19 protein-coding genes are annotated in these 19,979 nt (G+C 62.3%); 11 read left to right on the top strand and 8 right to left on the bottom strand.

Annotated features, from left to right (window positions below):
• The 3 genes from folE to RGV59_RS00290 are packed head-to-tail and all read right to left on the bottom strand — an operon-like array spanning window position 1 to window position 1,909.
• On the bottom strand, window positions 1-561 hold the full coding sequence (gene folE, locus RGV59_RS00300; RefSeq protein WP_017847762.1) for a GTP cyclohydrolase I FolE: 561 nt from the start codon (window positions 559-561) through the stop codon (window positions 1-3).
• 20 nt (window positions 562-581) lie between these two features.
• Window positions 582-1,292 (bottom strand): dihydromonapterin reductase, encoded by a 711-nt coding sequence (folM, locus tag RGV59_RS00295; protein ID WP_017847763.1) that lies wholly within the window; start codon window positions 1,290-1,292, stop codon window positions 582-584.
• A gap of 56 nt (window positions 1,293-1,348) precedes the next feature.
• Entirely contained in the window at window positions 1,349-1,909 is a 561-nt protein-coding gene (locus tag RGV59_RS00290) for an antibiotic biosynthesis monooxygenase (protein WP_017847764.1), read from the bottom strand.
• 216 nt (window positions 1,910-2,125) lie between these two features.
• Here RGV59_RS00290 and RGV59_RS00285 point away from each other — a divergent pair, with 216 nt between their 5' ends.
• On the top strand, window positions 2,126-3,085 hold the full coding sequence (locus tag RGV59_RS00285) for a MerR family transcriptional regulator (protein WP_126586656.1): 960 nt from the start codon (window positions 2,126-2,128) through the stop codon (window positions 3,083-3,085).
• 3 nt (window positions 3,086-3,088) lie between these two features.
• Here RGV59_RS00285 and RGV59_RS00280 read toward each other — a convergent pair whose 3' ends face one another.
• Both RGV59_RS00280 and RGV59_RS00275 read right to left on the bottom strand, forming a co-directional pair.
• Window positions 3,089-3,694, bottom strand: a complete 606-nt coding sequence (locus RGV59_RS00280) for a hypothetical protein (RefSeq protein ID WP_046488172.1) — start codon at window positions 3,692-3,694, stop codon at window positions 3,089-3,091.
• Between the two features lie 60 nt (window positions 3,695-3,754).
• Window positions 3,755-4,222 carry a PAS domain S-box protein gene (locus tag RGV59_RS00275; protein WP_017847767.1) on the bottom strand — a complete coding sequence of 156 codons (468 nt, stop codon included), beginning with the start codon at window positions 4,220-4,222 and terminating at the stop codon, window positions 3,755-3,757.
• A gap of 129 nt (window positions 4,223-4,351) precedes the next feature.
• On the opposite strand from RGV59_RS00275, the gene RGV59_RS00270 reads away from it, so the two are divergent.
• Complete coding sequence (locus RGV59_RS00270) at window positions 4,352-4,807, top strand: flavodoxin (RefSeq protein WP_017847768.1); 456 nt, start codon at window positions 4,352-4,354, stop codon at window positions 4,805-4,807.
• Here RGV59_RS00270 and RGV59_RS00265 read toward each other — a convergent pair.
• Window positions 4,788-5,684, bottom strand: coding sequence for a LysR family transcriptional regulator (locus tag RGV59_RS00265; protein WP_017847769.1), 897 nt, complete (start codon window positions 5,682-5,684; stop codon window positions 4,788-4,790). The genes RGV59_RS00270 and RGV59_RS00265 overlap by 20 nt on opposite strands.
• 98 nt (window positions 5,685-5,782) lie before the next feature.
• Between RGV59_RS00265 and RGV59_RS00260 the strand changes: the two genes are divergently transcribed.
• The 8 genes from RGV59_RS00260 to RGV59_RS00225 all read left to right on the top strand — a co-directional run bounded on the left by RGV59_RS00260 (window position 5,783) and on the right by RGV59_RS00225 (window position 16,061).
• Window positions 5,783-6,169: a CidA/LrgA family protein gene (locus RGV59_RS00260; protein WP_046385176.1), complete on the top strand. Its 387-nt coding sequence runs from the start codon at window positions 5,783-5,785 to the stop codon at window positions 6,167-6,169.
• Window positions 6,159-6,845 (top strand): LrgB family protein, encoded by a 687-nt coding sequence (locus tag RGV59_RS00255; RefSeq protein ID WP_046488163.1) that lies wholly within the window; start codon window positions 6,159-6,161, stop codon window positions 6,843-6,845. The genes RGV59_RS00260 and RGV59_RS00255 overlap by 11 nt, the downstream gene beginning before the upstream one ends.
• A 149-nt stretch (window positions 6,846-6,994) precedes the next feature.
• Window positions 6,995-7,777, top strand: coding sequence for a class II aldolase/adducin family protein (locus tag RGV59_RS00250; protein WP_046382099.1), 783 nt, complete (start codon window positions 6,995-6,997; stop codon window positions 7,775-7,777).
• Window positions 7,777-8,679, top strand: coding sequence for an alpha/beta fold hydrolase (locus RGV59_RS00245; RefSeq protein WP_017847773.1), 903 nt, complete (start codon window positions 7,777-7,779; stop codon window positions 8,677-8,679). Before RGV59_RS00250 ends, RGV59_RS00245 begins: the two co-directional genes overlap by 1 nt.
• Window positions 8,680-8,797: 118 nt before the next feature.
• Window positions 8,798-9,709, top strand: coding sequence for an SDR family oxidoreductase (locus RGV59_RS00240; protein ID WP_017847774.1), 912 nt, complete (start codon window positions 8,798-8,800; stop codon window positions 9,707-9,709).
• Window positions 9,710-10,191: 482 nt separating this feature from the next.
• Entirely contained in the window at window positions 10,192-11,982 is a 1,791-nt protein-coding gene (locus RGV59_RS00235; RefSeq protein ID WP_102618923.1) for a DUF1302 domain-containing protein, read from the top strand.
• 26 nt (window positions 11,983-12,008) lie between these two features.
• Window positions 12,009-13,367, top strand: coding sequence for a DUF1329 domain-containing protein (locus RGV59_RS00230; RefSeq protein ID WP_017847776.1), 1,359 nt, complete (start codon window positions 12,009-12,011; stop codon window positions 13,365-13,367).
• A 186-nt stretch (window positions 13,368-13,553) separates the two neighbouring features.
• Window positions 13,554-16,061: a LuxR C-terminal-related transcriptional regulator gene (locus RGV59_RS00225; protein WP_126586653.1), complete on the top strand. Its 2,508-nt coding sequence runs from the start codon at window positions 13,554-13,556 to the stop codon at window positions 16,059-16,061.
• Here RGV59_RS00225 and RGV59_RS00220 read toward each other — a convergent pair.
• Window positions 16,058-16,933, bottom strand: coding sequence for a helix-turn-helix domain-containing protein (locus RGV59_RS00220; protein WP_017849547.1), 876 nt, complete (start codon window positions 16,931-16,933; stop codon window positions 16,058-16,060). The two genes, RGV59_RS00225 and RGV59_RS00220, sit on opposite strands and share 4 nt — an antisense overlap.
• Window positions 16,934-17,071: 138 nt before the next feature.
• Here RGV59_RS00220 and RGV59_RS00215 point away from each other — a divergent pair, with 138 nt between their 5' ends.
• Window positions 17,072-17,983, top strand: a complete 912-nt coding sequence (locus RGV59_RS00215; RefSeq protein ID WP_126586651.1) for a DMT family transporter — start codon at window positions 17,072-17,074, stop codon at window positions 17,981-17,983.
• Between the two features lie 359 nt (window positions 17,984-18,342).
• Here the strand turns inward: RGV59_RS00215 and norR are convergent, their stop codons facing one another.
• Complete coding sequence (gene norR / locus RGV59_RS00210) at window positions 18,343-19,887, bottom strand: nitric oxide reductase transcriptional regulator NorR (protein WP_057005278.1); 1,545 nt, start codon at window positions 19,885-19,887, stop codon at window positions 18,343-18,345.
• Window positions 19,888-19,979 lie beyond the last annotated feature (92 nt).

The following is a 19,979-nucleotide window of genomic DNA, read 5'->3' as shown; positions in this document are numbered from 1 at the left end:
CTACTTGCTCCGTCCAATCAGTTGCAGGAACTCCATGCGCGTGGTGTTCGACTCGCGGAACGCGCCGAGCATCACCGAGGTGTTCATGGTTGAATTCTGTTTTTCCACGCCGCGCATCATCATGCACATGTGCTTGGCTTCGATCACCACCGCCACGCCGGAGGCCTGGGTCACGTCCTGGATGGCGTCGGCGATTTGCCGCGTGAGGTTTTCCTGGATCTGCAGGCGCCGCGCGAACATGTCGACGATGCGCGCCAGCTTCGACAGGCCCAGCACCCTGCCGGTCGGAATATAGGCCACATGAGCCTTGCCGATAAAGGGCAGCAGGTGGTGCTCGCACAGCGAGTACAGTTCGATGTCCTTGAGGATCACCATCTCGTCATTGTCGGAGGCGAACAGCGCACCGTTGACGATCTCTTCGAGGTTTTGCTCGTAGCCATGACACAGGTATTGCATGGCTTTGGCGGCACGCTTGGGGGTGTCGAGCAGGCCTTCGCGTTCCGGGTCTTCACCCAGGCCTTTAAGGATCTCGCGATAGTGGTGGGGCAGGGATAAGGTCATACAACATCCTCACAAACGGCTTACTTGATATGCCGCCCACCGTTGACGGTCAGGGTGGTACCGGTGACGTAGGGGTTGTCCAGCAGGTAACGCACGCTCTGGTAAATCACCTCGGGCCCGGGCTCGATGCCCAGTGCCGACTTGGCCAGTACCTGGGCACGGTAGGCCGCGTCGTCGCCTTCGTTGAACATCACCATCGCCGGGGCGATGCCGTTGACTTTGATCAGCGGCGCAAACTGCGCGGCAAACGACAGCGTGAGGCTGTCGAGCCCGGCCTTGGTGGCGCAGTAGGCGATGTGCTGGCGGCTGCCCTTGCGCACCACATCATCGCTGATATGCACGATGTCGGCGGGTGAAGAGCGATGCAGCAAGGGTGAACAATGCAGGTTGATCAGGTACGGCGCAAGCATGTGTACGCTGAACATGTCGGTAAAGGCACGGCTTTCGTCGCCCGGGGTTTCCGCGATCCAGGCCGAAGCGTTGTGGATGATCGCGCGCAGGCTTTGGGTATGACGCTTCAACTCGGCGATAAACGCAAGAATCCCGGCTTCGCTGGAGAAGTCGGCAAACACGCCGATCGCGCCACGCTCGCGTAGCGCCTGCACGCCGGGGCGTTCGCTGCGGTAGCTGAAAAGCACCGAGTGGCCCTCGTCGAGCAGGCGTTCGGCACAATGCAGGCCGACGCGCTGGCCGGCGCCGGTGATCAGGATCGGGGCGTTCGTTGCAGTCATGGGAGGCTCGAGTCGCTGGCAGGGTCAAATCATACCAGTGACGAGCCCCCCTGTACTCACGCCGCGGCTTCGCTGGCCTTGGCGCGTGGCGGCGAAGGGTGCAACCAGTTGGCCAGCAGGTGGGTCGAGAGTGGAATGAACAAGTAGACCATCAGCGGAGTGAGCGCCAAGGTGCTGACCAGCACGCGGCTGAACAGGTCCAGCCCGCCGAGCAATGGTCCCAGGCCGAAGTTGAACAGCAACGACACCGGGAAAAACGCCAGCCAGATCGCCACCGCCTGTTTCCAGCGCGGCGGCCGTGTACCTACTGCACCGAACCAGCCATCGATGCCGCGCACGCGATGCTCGGACGGGTCGGCAAACAGCTCGCTGCCACGGCTCAGCCACGCGCTGCGTGACGCGGAAAATTCCCAGGCATGCAGGGTTTTTTCGTCGGCAAAGCGGAAAATAATCTGAAATTCATCATCAAGGGGCGGTGGTGCGAGGACGCCGGAGCCCAGGTAGCCGGGGAAGTCAGTGGCCAGTCGCTCGCCTTCGCGCAGCCAGGCCATCAGCTCTTCATAGCGGCCCTTGGCCACGCGGCGCGCAACCATCAGGGTGACGGGTGAGGTAGACATTGTGTATCTCCAAATAGACGGGTGCGCTGAACCGGGTAGGTGGCGCACAGACGACGCTGCGGGGGTGTTGCAGCGACGCTTTATCGGTAAGCAAGGATTATTCCTGTTTTGCAGAAATACGCCAGCGACATCGGTCCGATAGGCACACACCTTGATATACATCGCGGTAAAGGCGTTAAATGGGACTCACTTTCAAACGGACGTTCATGACCTCTGATGCCCGAAATCACTGCTCCTGTTCGCGAATCTACCGCCCCCAGCCCTGCCGATTCCGATGAGTTGTTTCCGATTCGTGACGTGTCGAGATTGACGGGCATCAACCCGGTCACCCTGCGCGCCTGGGAGCGGCGTTACGGCCTGATTCAACCCACGCGCACCGAAAGCGGGCATCGTCTGTACTCCAGGGCCGATATTCAAACGGTTCATCGCATTGTCGATTGGATCGAACGTGGCGTGGCCGTGAGCAAAGTGGGCAAGATCCTTGCGCGTGACGATCAGCAGGCCGCCGCCGTGCGTGTCGAGCACGACACGGTCGAGCAAGGCGAATGGCCGCAATGGCAGGCGCGCCTGGTGCTGGCCGTGGGCGCGTTCGATGATCGTCAACTGGAGCAACTGTACAACCAGGTGATCGCCACCTACCCGCTCAACGTGGCGTTCCAGGACATCCTGATGCCTCTTTGGAACGACCTGTTGCGTCATCAGGGGCGCTTCGGCCAAGCCAGTGAATGGCTGTTCTTCGACAACTTCCTGCGGGTGCGGGTGTTGCAGCGTTTGCAACTGGCGTGTGCGTCAGCGGCGCCACGGGTGTTGCTCGCGGCCATTCCCGGCGAGTGCCGTAAATTGGAATTGCTGGTGGCGGGGCTGTTGATCGGTCGAGACGATCTGGCCGTGAAGGTGCTGGGGATGGGGCAGCCTTTCGATGAATTGACGCTGGTGTGTGAAAAGACGCAACCCGAGGCGCTGGTCCTCTTCTCCAATTACTCACACACCCAAGCGTTGGCCGGGCGTTTGAACCGCCTGGCGTTGACCCTCGATTGCCCGCTGTTTCTTGCCGGTGCCGCGTCGGACTTGGCCCAGGCCGATCTGACGGGCTCCGCCGTTGGCTGCCTGGGCAATGAAGGACGCTTGATGCAACGGCGCTTGCAGCAATTTCTCAGCGGTAACCTGGATACCTGAAGGTCAGGCGTGCATCTGCGGATGTACCAGGCGGTGCTGGTGCAGGATGAATTGGCGCAGGCGCTCGGTCTCATCCGGGTTGCTCTGGCCCAGGCGATAGGCAAATAGTCCCCGTGCGGTTTCCCGCTCCAGCGTGCCGCGTAGCGCAATGCGTTCATAGCCGGAAGGGCTGAACCACAGGGCAAAGGTCTTCGGCGTCTTGATCCGGCCACGGATCTCCACCAGCACGCCCTTGAACGAAACCTCATGCACCCACAGCGCACTCGGGTTGCCCCTGACATTTTCCAGCGCCACCGGCGTTTCAAGAGCCAGGCGCCACGGACGAATCATCGGCCCGTCTTCAAAAATGCTCGGCACGCCCAGGCGTAAATGCACGGCATGAAACTCGTCTTCCACCAACTGCAGCGGGAAGGTGAGTTGCTGGTTGTCGAATTGCGCCTGGAGGGTGACGTGATCGTGGGCGGCCAGCCGAGTGAGCAAATCGCGAAGCTGCGCAGCGCCGTTGACGGTCAGGCTCGACGATGCATCCCGCAGGTTGAGCTGGGGGTTGTGCTGCATGTCCTGAATGAAATCCAACTCGTCCTGAGTCAGAAGCGCGTCGCGTTGCATTGATCTTGCTCAAGGTGGAGAGTGTTAAAACGCCATTATCCGCTCTAATGACAGCATTTTCTAAGTTTTGTTAGACCCGCTCGTCGCCTTGATCGCTGCCAGCTCGGCCTTGACCTGCGCCAACTCCGCCTCCAATTGCGCGACGCGCTGCTGGGCCTTGACCTGCAAGGTCACGTCCTTTTGCACGCCGACGAAATAGGTCTGCTTGTCGGCATGGTTGTACACCGTTGAAAGCGACAGTTCGTTCCAGAAGTGGCTGCCGTCCTTGCGATAGTTGCGCAGGATTTCCCGGCAGGCGCCGCCGCTATCCAGTGCTTCGCGAATGGCCATCAGCGCCGGTTGATCACGGTCGCCGGACTGCAGGAAGCGGCAGTCCTGATACAGGACGTCGTCCAGGGTGTAACCGGTCAGGCGCTCGAATGCCGGGTTGACGTAGATCAGCGGTTTGTCCCGGCCTTCCCGCTCGGCCACGACAATCCCGTCGTTGGAAGCGTTGACGACCATTTGCAGCAGCTTGGCGTTAATCATTGCGCGGTCCCTGGCGTGTGCTTGAACTGCCAGTTTATGGCAAGTCTTGAATGTTGCACGACACGCGCCGAAATATTTGCCCCAGCTGGTAATATCCCAGGCTTTCGCTCAATGACAGGATCAGTATTGATGAGAGTCGCCATTCTTTCCGGCTCGGTGTACGGCACGGCTGAAGAAGTCGCCCGCCACGCTGCCGGCATCCTTACATCGGCCGGCTTCGAGGCCTGGCACAACCCGCGCGCGACCCTGGCGGACGTGTTGGCCTTCGCCCCGCAGGCGTTGCTGGCGGTGACGTCCACCACCGGCATGGGTGAACTGCCGGACAACCTGCAACCGCTGTATTCGAGCATTCGCGACCAGTTGCCCGCGGCCTGGCGCGGTTTGCCGGGCGCGGTCATCGGCCTGGGCGACGCCAGCTATGGCGATACCTTCTGCGCCGGCGGCGAGCACATGCGCGAGCTGTTCAGCGAGTTGGGCGTGCGCGAAGTGCAGCCGATGCTGCGCCTGGACGCCAGCGAAAGCGTCACCCCGGAAACCGACGCCGAGCCCTGGTTGGCGGAGTTGATCACTGCCCTGCGCGGCTGACCGGAAACTCCCGCAACAACGCCAGCCAGGCCTGGGCGGCTTTCGACAGATAGGCGCCCTCACGCCAGATAAACGCGATGTCCCAGCGCAGGAAGTCGGGCGCCTTCAGCGTGAGGCGCACCACCCCGGGCCGCACCAGCCCGCGAGCGACCACGCTGGGCAACAGCACCACGCCTTGACCGGCCGCAACCAGGGCGGCGAGAAAATCCGCCTGGCCGCTGCGGCCTCCTTCCTTCGGCGTAAAGCCCACCCGCTGACACGCCTGCGTCAAGCGGTCGTTCAAGACAAAGCTGCGCTGATACATCAGGAACGGTGTGTCTGCCAATTCTTCCAGGCGCACCTGGGCGTTCTGTGCCAAGGGGTGGTTCATTGGCAGCAAGGCATCCAGTGGTTCATCGCAGAAGTCTTGCCAGGCGAATGCCGGGTCGCTGGGTTTCAAGCTGCCGCCCACTTCCAGCTCGCCGCTCAAAATCGCCTGCTCGATACTGCGACTGCCGCCCTCCAGCAACTGGATGGTGACGTTCGGATAGCGCCGGCGGTACTCGGCGAACAGGTCGGCAAACAGCGTATCGCCGCCCAACTGCGGCAAGCCCAGGCGCAACTCGCCACGGGTCAGGTGCTGCATGTCGTCCAGCTCGCTGAGCAACTCATTCTGCAGGCGCAGCATGGCTTCGGCGCGTTGCAGCACAACCTGGCCGGCGGCCGTCAGGCGGATCTGCGAGCCGATGCGGTCGAGCAGCGGCGTGCCCAGGCTGTGTTCCAGCTGTGCGACCTGTTTGCTCACGGCGGACTGGCTGATGTGCAGGGTTTTCCCGGCCTGGGTAAAACCGCCGCGGTGGATGACTTCGACAAAACTGCGCAGCTGTTTGAATTCCATGGGTGCGATTCCAGTTTGGAATAGTTGGCAGTCTAACAATTCGCTGTGGGGATGGAAGCGCTCTCTCTAAAATGGAGGCCTACGAGGACCCAAAGCCCATGAAACGTTTAAGCTTCAAACACGTCGGCCGTCTGCTGACTGAATTGGTCGTGCTGCTGGCCATCTACCTGCTCGGTACGCAACTGGTGGCCTGGTTGGCGTGGCCCATCCCCGGTGGGGTGATGGGCCTGGGCCTGTTGCTGGCGGCTTTCGCCACCGGCCTGGTCAAGCCGGCGGCCCTGCAACTGGGGGCGGGCGTGTTGATGGCGGAAATGTTGTTGTTCTTTATTCCGGCCTTGATGAGCCTGCTGGACTACGGCGGCCTGGTGCGCAATGACGGTTGGCGGATTCTGCTGGTGATCGGCTTCAGCACCCTGGCGGTCATGCTGGTGACGGCCTTCACCGTGGAAATGGTGTGTCGCTGGAAGCTGCGCCATGAAGCTTGAACTGATGCCGGTGTTCTGGCTTGCCCTGACCTTGGGCGCGTATTTCTTCAGTCGCTGGATCTACCGTCGGACCGGGCGCTACCTGTTGTCGCCGCTGATCCTGGTGCCCGCGCTGCTGCTCGCGGTGGCCGTGCCGATGCACACCGCCTATGCCGAATACGCCAGCGACACCCATTGGCTGATGCTGGTGCTGGGCCCGGTGACGGTGGCGTTCGCGGTGCCGATCTGGCAGCAGCGACGTTTGCTGGCGCGGTATTGGTCGGCCTTGCTGCTGGGGATGCTGGCCGGCAGCGCGGCGTCCATCGGCACCTCGTTCGGCCTGGCCAAGGCGCTGGCGCTGGACAGTGCGGTGACGATGTCGCTGGTGCCGCGTTCGATCACCACACCGTTTGCCATGCCGATGTCTTCCGACCTCGGCGGCGTGCCGGAACTGACGGCGGTGTTCGTGATGTTCACCGGCGTGTTCGGCGCCATGCTCGGGGGGGTGCTGCTCAAGTGGCTGCCGCTGCGCACGCCTTTGGCACGCGGGGCATTGTTTGGGGTGGGCGCGCACGGCGCGGGCGTGAGCCGGGCCCATGAAGTGGGGGGCGAAGAGGGCTCTGTCGCAGGCCTGGTGATGGTGTTGACGGGGCTGCTCAACCTGTTTGCCGCGCCTTTGTTGGCGGCACTTCTCTGACGCGACTTGGACAGATTTAAACTATTCTCATGGCTGACTCGTGCGGCCATCAAGCTGGCTGCGAAGGCAACTACCTGCGCCACGACGTCTGACTACACTGACCCTTCACTTAAAAAATAATAAGAAAGTGCGTCAAGGAGGTCGTTGCCGTGAGCCTAGCCCCCGTTGTATCGCCACAGAGTGTCAAAGATCAGGTCAGCGCCGCCGAATGGCAGACGCGCGTTGATCTGGCTGCGTGCTATCGCCTGGTCGCCCTGCACGGCTGGGATGATCTGATTTTCACGCATATCTCGGCCAAGGTGCCGGGCACCGATGATTTCCTGATCAACCCCTATGGGATGATGTTTCACGAGATCACGGCGTCGAGCCTGATCAAGGTCGACCAGGCCGGCAACAAACGGATGGACAGCCCCTACGACATCAACCCGGCCGGCTACACCATCCACAGCGCCATCCACGAAGTGCGCCACGACGTGGAGTGCGTGCTGCATACCCATACGGCGGCGGGGGTTGCGGTGTCTGCGCAGAAGCAGGGCATACTGCCGATCAGCCAGCAGTCCTTGTTCGTGTTGTCCAGCCTGGCCTATCACGCATACGAAGGCGTGGCGCTGAACCACGAGGAAAAAGCCCGTTTGCAGGCCGATCTCGGCGACAACAATTTCCTGATGCTGCACAACCATGGCCTGCTGACCTGCGGCGCGACCATCGCCGACACCTTCTTGATGATGTTCACCTTTCAGCGCGCCTGTGATATCCAAGTGCTTGCGCGCAACGGCGGGGCTGAATTGATCGCCATCGACCCGCAGATTCTCGCCGGGGCCAGGGCGATGGTGGCGGCTGTCACAAAGAGCGCCCAAGGTATGGGGGGCGCGCTGGCCTGGCCGGCGCTGCTGCGTAAATTGGACCTGCAAGATCCAGGGTATAAAAGTTGATGCCTCTCGCCGAAATTCCGCTCAGAGCCTGGCGCAAGTGCGGCCAGAGTTTTGTTTTTCGTGGCCACACCATTCGCTATTGGGTGGCCGGGCAGGGTGAGCCGCTGCTGCTGATCCATGGCTTCCCGACCGCCAGTTGGGACTGGCATTACCTGTGGCAGCCCCTGGCCCAGCGCAACCTGGTGATCACCTGCGACATGCTCGGGTTTGGCGATTCGGCCAAGCCGCTGGATCACGACTATTGCCTGTTGGAACAGGCGGATCTGCAACAGGCGCTGCTCGACCACCTGCATGTGCGACAACCGGTGCATGTGCTGGCCCATGATTACGGGGACAGCGTCGCCCAGGAGTTATTGGCGCGGCATCACGAAGGCCGCTTCCAGATGGCCAGTTGCGTGTTCCTCAATGGCGGGCTGTTCCCCGAAACCCATCGCCTGGCCCTGGTGCAGAAACTGCTGCTCAGCCCCTTGGGCTGGATGATCGGTCGCACGTTTGGGCGCAATGCCTTGTCCGACAGCTTCAGCCAGATCTTCGGCGCACAGACCCGCCCCAGTGAGAGCGCCCTGGATGATTTCTGGAGCCTGATCGACTGCAATGACGGGCCGCGCATCCTGCATAAACTGATCAACTACATTCCCCAGCGCCGTCGCCTGCGTGAGCGTTGGGTGGGCGCCCTGCAACGTGGCGACGTGCCGCTGCGGGTGATCGACGGCGAGTTCGACCCGATTTCCGGCGCGCACATGGTCGAGCGTTACCGCCAGTTGGTGCCCCACGCCGACACGGTATTGCTGGCCAATATCGGCCACTACCCGCAGATCGAAGCGCCGGTGCAGGTGCTCAAGCATTACCTGGAGTTTCGACAGCAGATCGCGCACGCGCCGCCGCGCATGGCCTATTCCTGAAACAGGCGATCATCCTGCTGCCTTATCGCGCACCATTCAGCCGTGGCCGTATTTATTGTGACCGCAGGCGCCGTGCCTGACACTCGAGCCATTCCCATCGTCGCCATTGGAGTTCGGTATGAGTGAGTCAGTGCAGTTCCAGGATAAGGTCGTGATCGTCACCGGTGCCGGCGGCGGGTTGGGCCGGGCCCATGCGCTGCTGTTCGCCAGGCACGGGGCCAAAGTGCTGGTCAACGATCTCGGCGGTTCCACCCAGGGCGAGGGCGCCAATGCGTCGGCGGCCGACCGTGTGGTCGCACAAATCCGCGAAGCCGGCGGTATCGCCGAAGCCAACCATGATTCCGTCACCGACGGCGAGAAAATCGTACAGAACGCCCTGGATGCGTTCGGCCGTATCGACGTGGTGGTGAACAACGCCGGTATCCTGCGCGACAAGACCTTCCACAAAATGGACGACAGCGACTGGGACCTGGTTTACCGGGTGCATGTCGAAGGTGCCTACAAAGTCACCCGCGCCGCCTGGCCTCATCTGCGTGAACAAAGCTATGGGCGGGTGATTTTTACTGCGTCCACGTCGGGCATCTACGGCAATTTCGGGCAGTCCAACTACGGCATGGCCAAGCTCGGCCTGTATGGCTTGACCCGCACCCTGGCGCTGGAAGGGCGCAAGAACAACATTCTGGTCAACGCCATCGCCCCCACCGGCGGCACGCGCATGACCGAAGGCCTGATCCCGCCGCAGGTGTTCGAGCGCCTCAAGCCGGAACTGGTCAGCCCGCTGGTGGTGTACCTGGGCAGCGAGGCGTGCCAGGAAACCTCAGGCTTGTTCGAAGTGGGCGGCGGCTGGATCGGCAAGACCCGCTGGGAACGCAGCCTGGGTGTGGGCTTCGACCCGGAAGCCGGGTTCTCGCCGGACGACGTGGCCGCGCACTGGCAACAGATCTGTGACTTCGAAGGCGCGGTGCATCCCAAGGACACAATCGAGGCTTTGAAGGAGATGATGGCGAATTTGCAGAAGTTCAGTCTCTGATCATTGCCGGATACACCAGCAATACTGCGGGGCGCTAACGGCGCCCCGTTTTTTTCAGGCATAAAAAAGGCCGCTGCAAAGCAGCGGCCAAAGTAAGACGTTGGATCAAGGAGCGACAGACTCAACGTCAGTGAACACCGGTAACAGATTGAATACAGTAGCCAATCCGTCGAATTTCAGCTGTTCTCCCGAAGGTGGGAGCGGGCCGTTTGCCCTGAAAGCCAGGCAAGAATAGAGGGTTGTAACAAAATGAGTAATAGCGCTTCAGGACAAGGACTGTTACGGATATGACAACAGTCACCCCCTGGCGCCATCCACCGGCCTGATAACCCGCCATCCATGGGGCGCATGCCCCCGCGCAGAGCCGCGCCAGAGCGGCGTTAATCCTTTCGGGCGACAACACGAATACCTCCTTGGTGCGCTTATCGCTCCCGAAGGGCGGCAGTAGGGTGGGGCCTTCTGTCACTCACCGGGGAAGACGCATGACAAAAACAACAATGCGCGCCATCTTCACGCCGCAGGCGCTGGCCGCCGCGGTTGCGTTGGGATGCTGTGCCCAGGCACAGGCTGTTTCGTTCAACATCGGCGAGATCGAAGGGCAATTCGATTCCTCGCTGTCGGTCGGCGCCAGCTGGGGCATGCGCGATGCCGACAAGAAACTGGTGGGCGTGTCCAATGGCGGCACGGGGCAGGCTTCCACCGGGGATGACGGGCGACTGAACTTCAAGAAGGGCGAGACCTTCTCCAAGATCTTCAAAGGCATCCACGACCTGGAACTCAAGTACGGCGACAGCGGCGTGTTCGTGCGCGGCAAGTACTGGTACGACTTCGAGCTGCAGGACGAAGACCGCGAGTTCAAGCAGATCAGCAATCACCATCGCGACGAAGGTGCGCGCTCCTCCGGCTACGAGCTGCTGGATGCGTTCGTCTATCACAACTATTCCATCGCCGACCTGCCGGGCAACGTGCGCGTCGGCAAGCAGGTGGTGAGTTGGGGCGAGAGTACGTTTATCGGTAACTCCATCAACAGCATCAACCCCATCGACGTATCGGCCTTCCGCCGCCCCGGCGCCGAGATCAAGGAAGGGCTGATACCGGTCAATATGCTGTTCGCCTCCCAGAGCCTGACCAACCAACTGACGGTAGAAGGCTTCTACCAGTTGAACTGGGAAAACACCGTGCTGGATAACTGCGGCACGTTCTTTGGTGGCGACGTGGCGGCCCACGGTTGCAACGGTAACTACACGGTCGGCAGCCCGGCGATTGCGCCGTTGCAACCGGTGGCCGCAGCGTTCGGCCAGGGCTTTGAGGTCACGCGTGAAGGCGTCGTGGTGCAGCGCGCCAAGGACCGTGATGCCCGCGATGGCGGCCAATTCGGCGCGGCCTTGCGCTGGCTGGGCGACGACACCGAGTACGGCCTGTACTTCATGAACTACCACAGCCGCACGCCGACCGTCGGCACCCTCACCGCCAACACCAACCTGGCCACCATCGGGCGCATCGTCAACGCTGCCAACGCCATTGCGCCAGGCACCGGCTCGGCCCTGGCCCAGAGCACCATGCTCGGCCGTGGCCAGTACTATCTCGATTACCCGGAAGACATTCGCCTGTACGGTGCCAGCTTCTCCACCACCCTGCCCACCGGCACGGCCTGGACCGGGGAAATCAGCTACCGCCCGAATGCGCCGGTGCAACTCAACACCACCGACCTGACCCTGGCCCTGGTCAACCCGATTGCCGGCAACACCGCCTCGCCGATCCACAGCTCGTTCGGCGCCGACAACGCCGGTTACCGGCGCAAGGAAATCACCCAGATCCAGAGCACCATGACTCAGTTCTTCGACCAGGTACTGGGGGCCGAACGCCTGACCCTGGTGGGAGAGGCCGCCTTCGTCCACGTCGGCGGGCTGGAAGCGAAAAGCAAACTGCGCTACGGCCGCGACTCGGTATACGGCGCCTATGGTTACGGTGGCGACACCGACGGTTTCGTCACGGCCAATTCCTGGGGGTATCGTGCCCGCGCCATCCTCGACTACAACAACGTGTTTGCCGGGGTGAACCTCAAGCCCAACCTGTCCTGGTCCCACGACGTCAACGGCTACGGCCCCAACGGCCTGTTCAACCAGGGCGCCAAGGCGATCAGCGTCGGCGTCGATGCGGACTACCGCAACACCTATACCGCCAGCCTGAGTTACACCGACTTTTTTGGTGGCGACTACAACACCCTGACCGACCGCGACTTCCTCGCCCTCAGCTTCGGCGTGAACTTCTGATTTGGCTTAAAGAAGGACAAGACTCTATGCGTAAGTTAATTGCTGTGATGGCCCTGAGTGTGTTGGCCGCCAATGTCATGGCGGCCGTGTCGCCCGAAGAAGCCGCCAAGCTCGGCACCAGCCTGACCCCGGTCGGCGCCGAAAAGGCCGGCAACGCCGATGGCTCGATCCCGGCCTGGACCGGCGGCATTCCAAAAAATGCCGGTGCGGTGGACAGCAAGGGCTTCCTCGCCGACCCGTTCGCCAATGAAAAACCGCTGTTCGTGATCACCGCCGCGACCGTCGACAAATACAAGGACAAACTCTCCGACGGCCAGGTGGCGATGTTCAAGCGTTACCCCGAGACCTACAAGATCCCGGTGTACCCGAGCCACCGCACGGTCAACCTGCCGCCGGATATCTACGAGTCGATCAAGCGCAGCGCGCTGAACGTGCATGCGATCAACGACGGCAACGGCCTGGAGAACTTCACCGGCAACCGCTACTACGCGTTCCCGATCCCCAAGAATGGCGTGGAGGTGCTGTGGAACCACATCACCCGTTACCACGGCGGCAACCTGCGGCGCATCATCACCCAGGCCACCCCGCAGACGAACGGCAGCTACACGCCGATCCGCTTTGAAGAAGAAGTCGCGGTGCCGCAGGCGATCCCGGATATTGACCCGGCCAAGGCCGCCAACGTGCTGAGTTTCTTCAAGCAATCGGTAACGGCCCCGGCGCGGCTGGCGGGCAACGTGCTGCTGGTCCACGAGACCCTCGACCAGGTCAAGGAACCGCGCCTGGCCTGGATCTACAACGCTGGTCAGCGCCGTGTGCGCCGGGCGCCGCAAGTGTCCTACGACGGCCCGGGCACCGCGTCCGACGGCCTGCGCACCACGGATAACTTCGACATGTTCTCCGGCGCCCCCGATCGCTATGACTGGAAGCTGGTGGGCAAGAAAGAGATGTACATCCCCTACAACAGCTACAAGCTCGATTCGCCGAACCTCAAGTACGACGACATCATCAAGGCCGGGCATATCAACCAGGACCTGACCCGCTATGAGCTGCACCGCGTGTGGGAAGTGGTCGGCACCGTCAAGCCGAGCGAACGGCACATCTATGCCAAGCGCCACATGTACATCGACGAAGACAGCTGGCAGGTCGCGCTGGTGGATCACTATGACGGCCGCGGCCAACTGTGGCGTGTCGCCGAAGGTCATGCGCAGTTCTACTACGACCATCAGGTGCCGGCCTACACCGTGGAAACCCTGTACGACCTCATCGCCGGACGCTACATCGCCCTGGGTATGAAGAATGAGGAGAAGAGCAGTTTTGTGTTCGGGTTTGCGGCCAAGGCGGCGGACTACACGCCAGCGGCGCTGAGGGCTTCGGGCGTGCGCTGATGCCTTCGGACGTGCGCTGATGCCTGTTTGAAATGCAATCCCAATGTGGGAGGGGGCAAGCCCCCTCCCACATTGGGTTTTGTGCATGGCTATTAATCACTGCGTTGAATACTTCTTCAATATTCGCCGAGCACGGGGCTAGGGTAGGTGTCAGGTTGCATAACAATAAAAACGCAGGATGCAGCAATGACCGCCATGACACGCTGCCTGGACCGTCCTGGATTCATGCCACGGCTGTCCGCCCATCATCTGTTGCGCCCGCGCCTGGCCGAGCCGTTGTTGGCGGCGCAGGCGCGGGTCAAGTTGCTCTGTGCCCCGGGCGGCAGTGGCAAGAGCGCGTTGCTCGCCGAGTGCGCCTTGCAGGCGCCGGCGGGTTGTCAGGTGTACTGGCTACCGCTCAATGGCGTGCCGCTAAGCCCGCTGGATTTGTGCCGGCGCCTGGCGCACAACCTGGGCCTGGCGTTTACCGATGAAGCCACGCTGTTGCAGGATCTGAGCCGCTGGCAGACGTCGGCGTGGCTGTTTCTCGATGATTTCAGCCGTCTGCCCGCGCCCGAACTGGACGCCTTGCTCGACCGCCTGCTCAGCGCCAGCCACCCGGCGCTGACCTGGTGGCTGGGTGCGCGGCGGCGCCCTGGGTGCAACTGGCCGCGGCTGCTGCTCGACGATGAGCTGCTGGAATGCAGTGCGGCCGAGTTGATCTTCAGCGCCGAGGAAGTCCAGGCCCTGCTCGGCGAGGCGCCGGGTCACAGCGTCGAGCGCGTGATGCGGTTCAGCGCCGGTTGGTGCGCCGGGGTTCGCATCGCCTTGCTCGGCGATGGCCATCCCGACAAGACCTTGCTCGACTACCTGCAACACGAGCTGTTCAGCACCTTGCCGGCGGAACTGGAGGAAGCCTGGCGGGTGCTGGCGCATTTGCCGCGTTTCAACGCGGGCTTGTGCGAGCACCTGTTCGGCTTTGGCGATGGCGCTCAGTACCTGCGGGACTTGCAGGCGCTCGGCGCATTTATCCAGCCCTGGGACGATGCCGCCGACTGGCTGCAAGTCTTCGCGCCGCTTGCGCAGTTGATACGGGAGGAGCCCTGGCCGGCCAAACGCTCCTGGCACCGACGGGCCTGCCAATGGTTCAGCGCCGAGGGCGACTGGCAAGCCGCGTTCGAGCAGGCGCTGCTGGCCGAAGAATACGAAGTGGCCGTCAGCCTGTTGCAGCACTTCAGCTTCGAAGACCTGTTCCGCCAGCAGAATGCCGTGCTGTTGTTGCGCCTGCATGAACAACACGGTGACGAGCTGATGCTGTGTTCCGCGCAGTTGGTGGGGCTGGTCACGGCCGCGTTGCTGTTCGCCGGGCGCTTCGAGCAGGCCGCATTGTGCATCGGCCAACTGGCGCGTTTCGCCCCGCAACCGTCGGCGCCGCAGCAACGCCTGTTGTTGGCGCGCTGGCAGGCGCAGTGGGGGTGGTTGCTGCATCTGGCGGGTGATGCGCAACGTTCTCGCGAGCATTTCCTCGAGGCCTTGCAGGCGTTGCCCGACAGTGCGTGGACATCACGTCTGATGTGCCTGTCGGGGTTGACCCAGCAAGCCTTGCTGCGCGGTGAGCTGGAGGCGGCCCAGACCCTGAACCGCGAAGCGCTGTGCCTGGCGCGGGCCCATGGTTCGCTGTTGCTCGAAGCCCTGCTGGAGCTGGATCACGCGCAATTGCTCGAACAGCGCGGCGCGCCGTACCGCGCGCAAAACCTGTTGGAACAGGTGCAGGCGATGTTGCTCAAGCAGCGGCTGAAGGCTGGGCCGCTGGTCGGACGTATCGCCTTGCGGCGTGGGCATCTGGCCCTGCGCCAGGGGCAGGACGCGTTGGCTGCCGAGTGCTTCGAGACGGGTTTGAACATGTGCCTGCACAGCCAGGACAAGCGCGTGTTGTATGGCTACCTGGGCCTTGCGTTGTTGGCGGCCAATCACGGTGATTACGCCCAGGCCTTTATCCAGTTGCGCGAGGCCGAGCGCCTGATGCAGCAGCGCCAGGTGCCGGACACGGTGTACCGCGCGGTGTTGCTGCTGGTCAGCGGGCACTTCTGGTTGCAACAGGGTCGCGCCGAATTGACGGTGGCAGCGCTGCGCCGGGTGCTCCGCCATTTCCGAGGGCCCGACGCCAAGCAGGCGCCGCCGGCCACGCTGGAATTGATCCCGCGTCTTGAATACCTGCTGGTGTTGGCCGAGGTCAAACTGGGCGTCGCCGATCAACCGCTGGTGCGGCTCAACGCACTGCTGGACGCTTCCCGCCAACGCGGCATGCTGTGCCTGGAGGCCGAATTGCACTTGGTGCTGGGGGAAGTGGCCTGGCAACTGGGCGAACCGGCGATGGCGCGTCGCTCACTGCAACACGGCCTGGAACTGGCAGGGCGTTGCCAGGTGCAGCAGGCGATCCGCGAGCTGCGTTTACGCTCGCCCGGGCTGTTGAGTGAGCTGGGCCTGGAACCGCAGGCCTCGCCGACCGGCACGGCGGACAACCCGCTGAGCCAACGCGAGCTGGAAGTGCTGCAACTGATCGCCCTGGGCAACTCCAACCTGGAAATCGCCGACCGCTTGTTTATCTCGCTGCACACCGTCAAGACCCACGCGCGACGCATCCACAGCAAGCTCGGCGTGGAGCGACGCACCCAGGCGGTGGCCAAGGCCAAGACGTTGGGCTTGATGGTTTAAGCGCAGAACGCCTGACGGTATTCGCCGGGCGTCGCGCCCATGGCCTGGCGAAAGCGATGGGTGAAGTGGCTGGCGCTGGAGAAGCCGCACATCAACGCGATGTCACCCACGGGCAGGCTGCCGCTGCGCAGCAGGTTCTGCGCGCGGGCCAGGCGCCGGGCCAGCAGGTATTGATGGGGCGGCAGGCCGAAGCTTTGGCGGAACATCCGCGCAAAATGATATTCCGACAGCGCACACATCCCGGCCAATTGCCCGAGGCTGATGGGGTCATCCAGGTGCTGGTCGATGTAGTCCACCAACAACCGCCGCTGATGCGCCGCCAGCCCGCCTTTCAAACGCAGCCCGTCGCGCGCGCCGACTTGGCTGAGCAAGGTGTGGCTGAGCATTTCATGGGCCAGGCTGCTGGTCAGCAGGCGTTCGGCGGGCTCGTGCCAGTTGAGGGCGATCAACTGGTGAAAGCGTCGCGCCTGGCTGGGGTCTTCGAGGAAGGTGCTTTCCTGCAGTTGCAGCGCGCGCGGTTCGCGGTCGAGCAGGGTGATGCAGCCCAGGGCGAATTGCGCCTGGCTGAAATACACATGGGCCAGGCGGATGTCGCCGTTGATCACCCAGGCCGACTGATGCTCGGCCGGCAGGATGCACAACTTGTCGGGCCCGCCCTTGGTGCCCGGCTGGTCGCGACGAAACGTGCCGGTGCCGCCGCCGATGTAGCAGGACAAGGTGTGATGGCCGGGCGCCTGGTAGTCCTGGGAATCGTGGTGGTTGCTCCACAACGCCGCAGACAAGCCGTCACCGAGCTCGGCGCAGGCTTCGAGGCGAGCGTGGGGCGAGCGGTTGAGGGCTTGAAAGACTTGCAGGGATTCCAGCGTTGACATGGTGTGTACTCTCCGACGCCTTGCATCCTACTCCGAGCCACTGGCGCTGTGAGCCCGCCGTGCGACAAAAGCGCAAGAATCTGCAAGCGCCGGCCAGGGCTTGAAGGCGACACTGTGGCTCAACCAGCGGAGCCTGTTATGAACCTTTTCCTGTATTTACTCACCGTGCTGATCTGGGGCACCACCTGGATCGCCCTCAAGTGGCAACTGGGCGTGGTGGCGATTCCCGTGTCGATTGTCTATCGCTTCGCCCTGGCGGCGTTGGTGTTGTTTGTGCTGTTGCTGCTCAGCCGCAAGTTGCAGGTGATGAACCGGCGCGGGCATCTGATCTGCCTGGCTCAGGGGTTGTGCCTGTTCTGTGTGAACTTCATGTGTTTTCTCACGGCCAGCCAGTGGATTCCCAGCGGGCTGGTGGCGGTGGTGTTTTCTACGGCGACGCTGTGGAATGCCCTGAATGCGCGGGTGTTTTTTGGCCAGCGGGTCGCGCGCAATGTGTTGATGGGCGGCGGCCTTGGCTTGCTGGGCTTGGGCCTGTTGTTCTGGCCGGAGCTGGCGGGGCACACCGCGAGCCCGCAGACCTTGCTCGGGCTGGGTTTGGCGCTGTTGGGGACGATGTGTTTTTCGGCTGGCAATATGCTTTCGAGCCTGCAGCAGAAGGCGGGGTTGCGGCCGTTGACTACCAATGCCTGGGGCATGGCATATGGTGCGGTGATGTTGGCGACCTATTGCGTGGTGCGCGGTATTCCGTTCGAGATGGACTGGAGTGCGCGGTATGTCGGGGCGTTGGGGTATTTGGTGATTCCGGGGTCGGTGATTGGGTTTACGGCTTATCTGACGCTGGTCGGGCGGATGGGGCCTGAGCGGGCGGCGTATTGCACGGTGTTGTTTCCGGTGGTGGCGCTGAATGTGTCGGCGTTTGCTGAGGGGTATCAGTGGACTGCGCCGGCGTTGATGGGGTTGGTGTTGGTGATGGTGGGGAATGTGTTGGTGTTTCGTAGGGGTAGGGTGGTTCAGGCGGGGGAGGCGGTGTTCAGGGCGAAGCAAGTCTGAGGTGGGAAGGGGGTAAGGTGGGAGGGTGTTGCTTTAGGTGGGAGGGGCTTGCCCCCGATAGCAGTGGGTCAGCTACAAATAAGTGACTGACCCACCGCTATCGGGGGCAAGCCCCCTCCCACATTTTCAGCATTTCAGTATTTTCAGTATTTTCAGTATTTTCAGTATTTTCAGTATTTTCAGTATTTCAGTATTTCAGTATTTCAGTATTTCAGTATTTCAGTATTTCAGTATTTCAGTATTTTCAGTATTTCAGTATTTTCAGTATTTCAGTATTTCAGTATTTCAGTATTTCAGTATTTCAGTATTTCAGTATTTCAGTATTTCAGTATTTATTGGGTTTGATTGGGGGATCTGGGTTATTTGAGGCCTAGGCGCTTGGCCATGCGGCCTAGGTTGGCGCGGTCCAGGCCTAGTTCGCGGGCGGTGCTGGCCCAGTTGTGTTGGTGGCGTTCCAGGCAGGCGTTGATGACTTGGCGCTGGTAGTGTTCGGTGGCCTGGCGCAGGTCGCCGCCGGCGATGGCGGTGACTTCGGGTGGGGGGGCGATCGGCGCTGCGCTAACGTCGGGCAGGTCCAGGTCTTGGGCGCTCAGGCTGAGAATCTTCGGACGTTCGCGACAGTTTCCCAGGGCTTTCAGTGCGCTGCGTCCGATCAAATGTTCCAGCTCGCGCACATTGCCCGGCCAGTTGTAGGCCAGCAACGCGGCTTGGGCGTCGCTGGTCAGGCGCAGGCTGCCCAGGCCCATGCGCGAACGGTTCTGTTCGAGAAAGAACCCGGCCAGCAGCAACACATCGCGCCCGCGCTCGCGCAGTGCCGGCACTTGCAGCGGGTAGACGCTGAGGCGGTGGTAGAAGTCGGCACGGTAGCGGCCGTTGCGCACTTCTTCGGCCAGGTCGCGGTTGGTGGCGGCGATCAGGCGCACGTCGACTTGATGTTCCTTGTCCGAGCCCAGGCGCTGCAGTTGGCCGCTTTGCAGGACGCGCAGCAGCTTGGCCTGCACCGTCAACGACAGCTCGCCGACTTCATCCAGGAACAACGTGCCGCCGTTGGCCAGTTCGAATTTGCCCCGGCGCTCGTTCAGCGCGCCGGTGAAGGCGCCGCGCACGTGGCCGAACAGCTCGCTTTCCACCAGGGTTTCCGGCAGGGCGGCGCAGTTGAGGCTGATCAGCGGCTTGTCCGCGCGGGACGACGCGGCGTGGATCGCCTGGGCCACCAGTTCCTTGCCGACCCCGGTTTCGCCGGTGATCAGCACGGTGAGGTCGCTGCCGCCCACCAGGTTGATTTCTTCGACCAGGCGCTTGTGGGGCTTGCTCTGGCCGATCATCTCTTTGTGCTGCTGGCCGCTGGCCTGGCGGTAGATCTCGGCACGCTGGCGTTCGTCTTCGGCGCGCAATGCCAGGTGTTCGATGCGTTCGGCGACGTTGACCGTGGCGGCGGCGAGGCTGGCGAAGGCTTGCAGGGCATCCAGCTCGACCCGTTCGAAGCGCTCGGTGTCGAGGGCGTCCAGGGTCAGCAGGCCCCACGGTTTGTCATCGACATACAGCGGGCAGCCCATGCAGTCGTGAATTTCGAGGTGCCCGTGCAGGCCGTCCACCAGGCCGTCGTAGGGGTCGGGCAATTCACTGTCGCTGTCGAAACGCGTCGGGCCGGGGCTGCCGAGCAGCACGGCGAAACGCGGGTGTTCGCTGACCTTGAAGCGTCGGCCCAGGGTATCGGCGCTCAAGCCGTCCACTGCCAGCGGCACCAGCGACTCACCGTCCAGGCGCAACAGCGCGGCGGCGTCGCACGGCAGCAGGGCGCGCATGGCTTGCAACAGGCGGCGGTAACGCTCGCCTTCGGGCAGTTCGCGGGACAGGTCGGCGACCAGAGGGAGCAGGGTGGTGAGCAGCGATTGCGCAGTCATAATGACTCCTTGTAGTCCTTATGACTATAAGTCGTAGGAGGTCATACTGACTACAGGTAATTTAACTGATTGAAATAAAACAATTTATTAGT

The organism is Pseudomonas sp. FG1, from assembly GCF_034313875.1.
Classification (GTDB): domain Bacteria; phylum Pseudomonadota; class Gammaproteobacteria; order Pseudomonadales; family Pseudomonadaceae; genus Aquipseudomonas; species Aquipseudomonas veronii.
The sequence above is the reverse complement of the archived record's forward strand: the minus strand, read 5'-3'. Positions and strand labels throughout refer to the sequence as shown.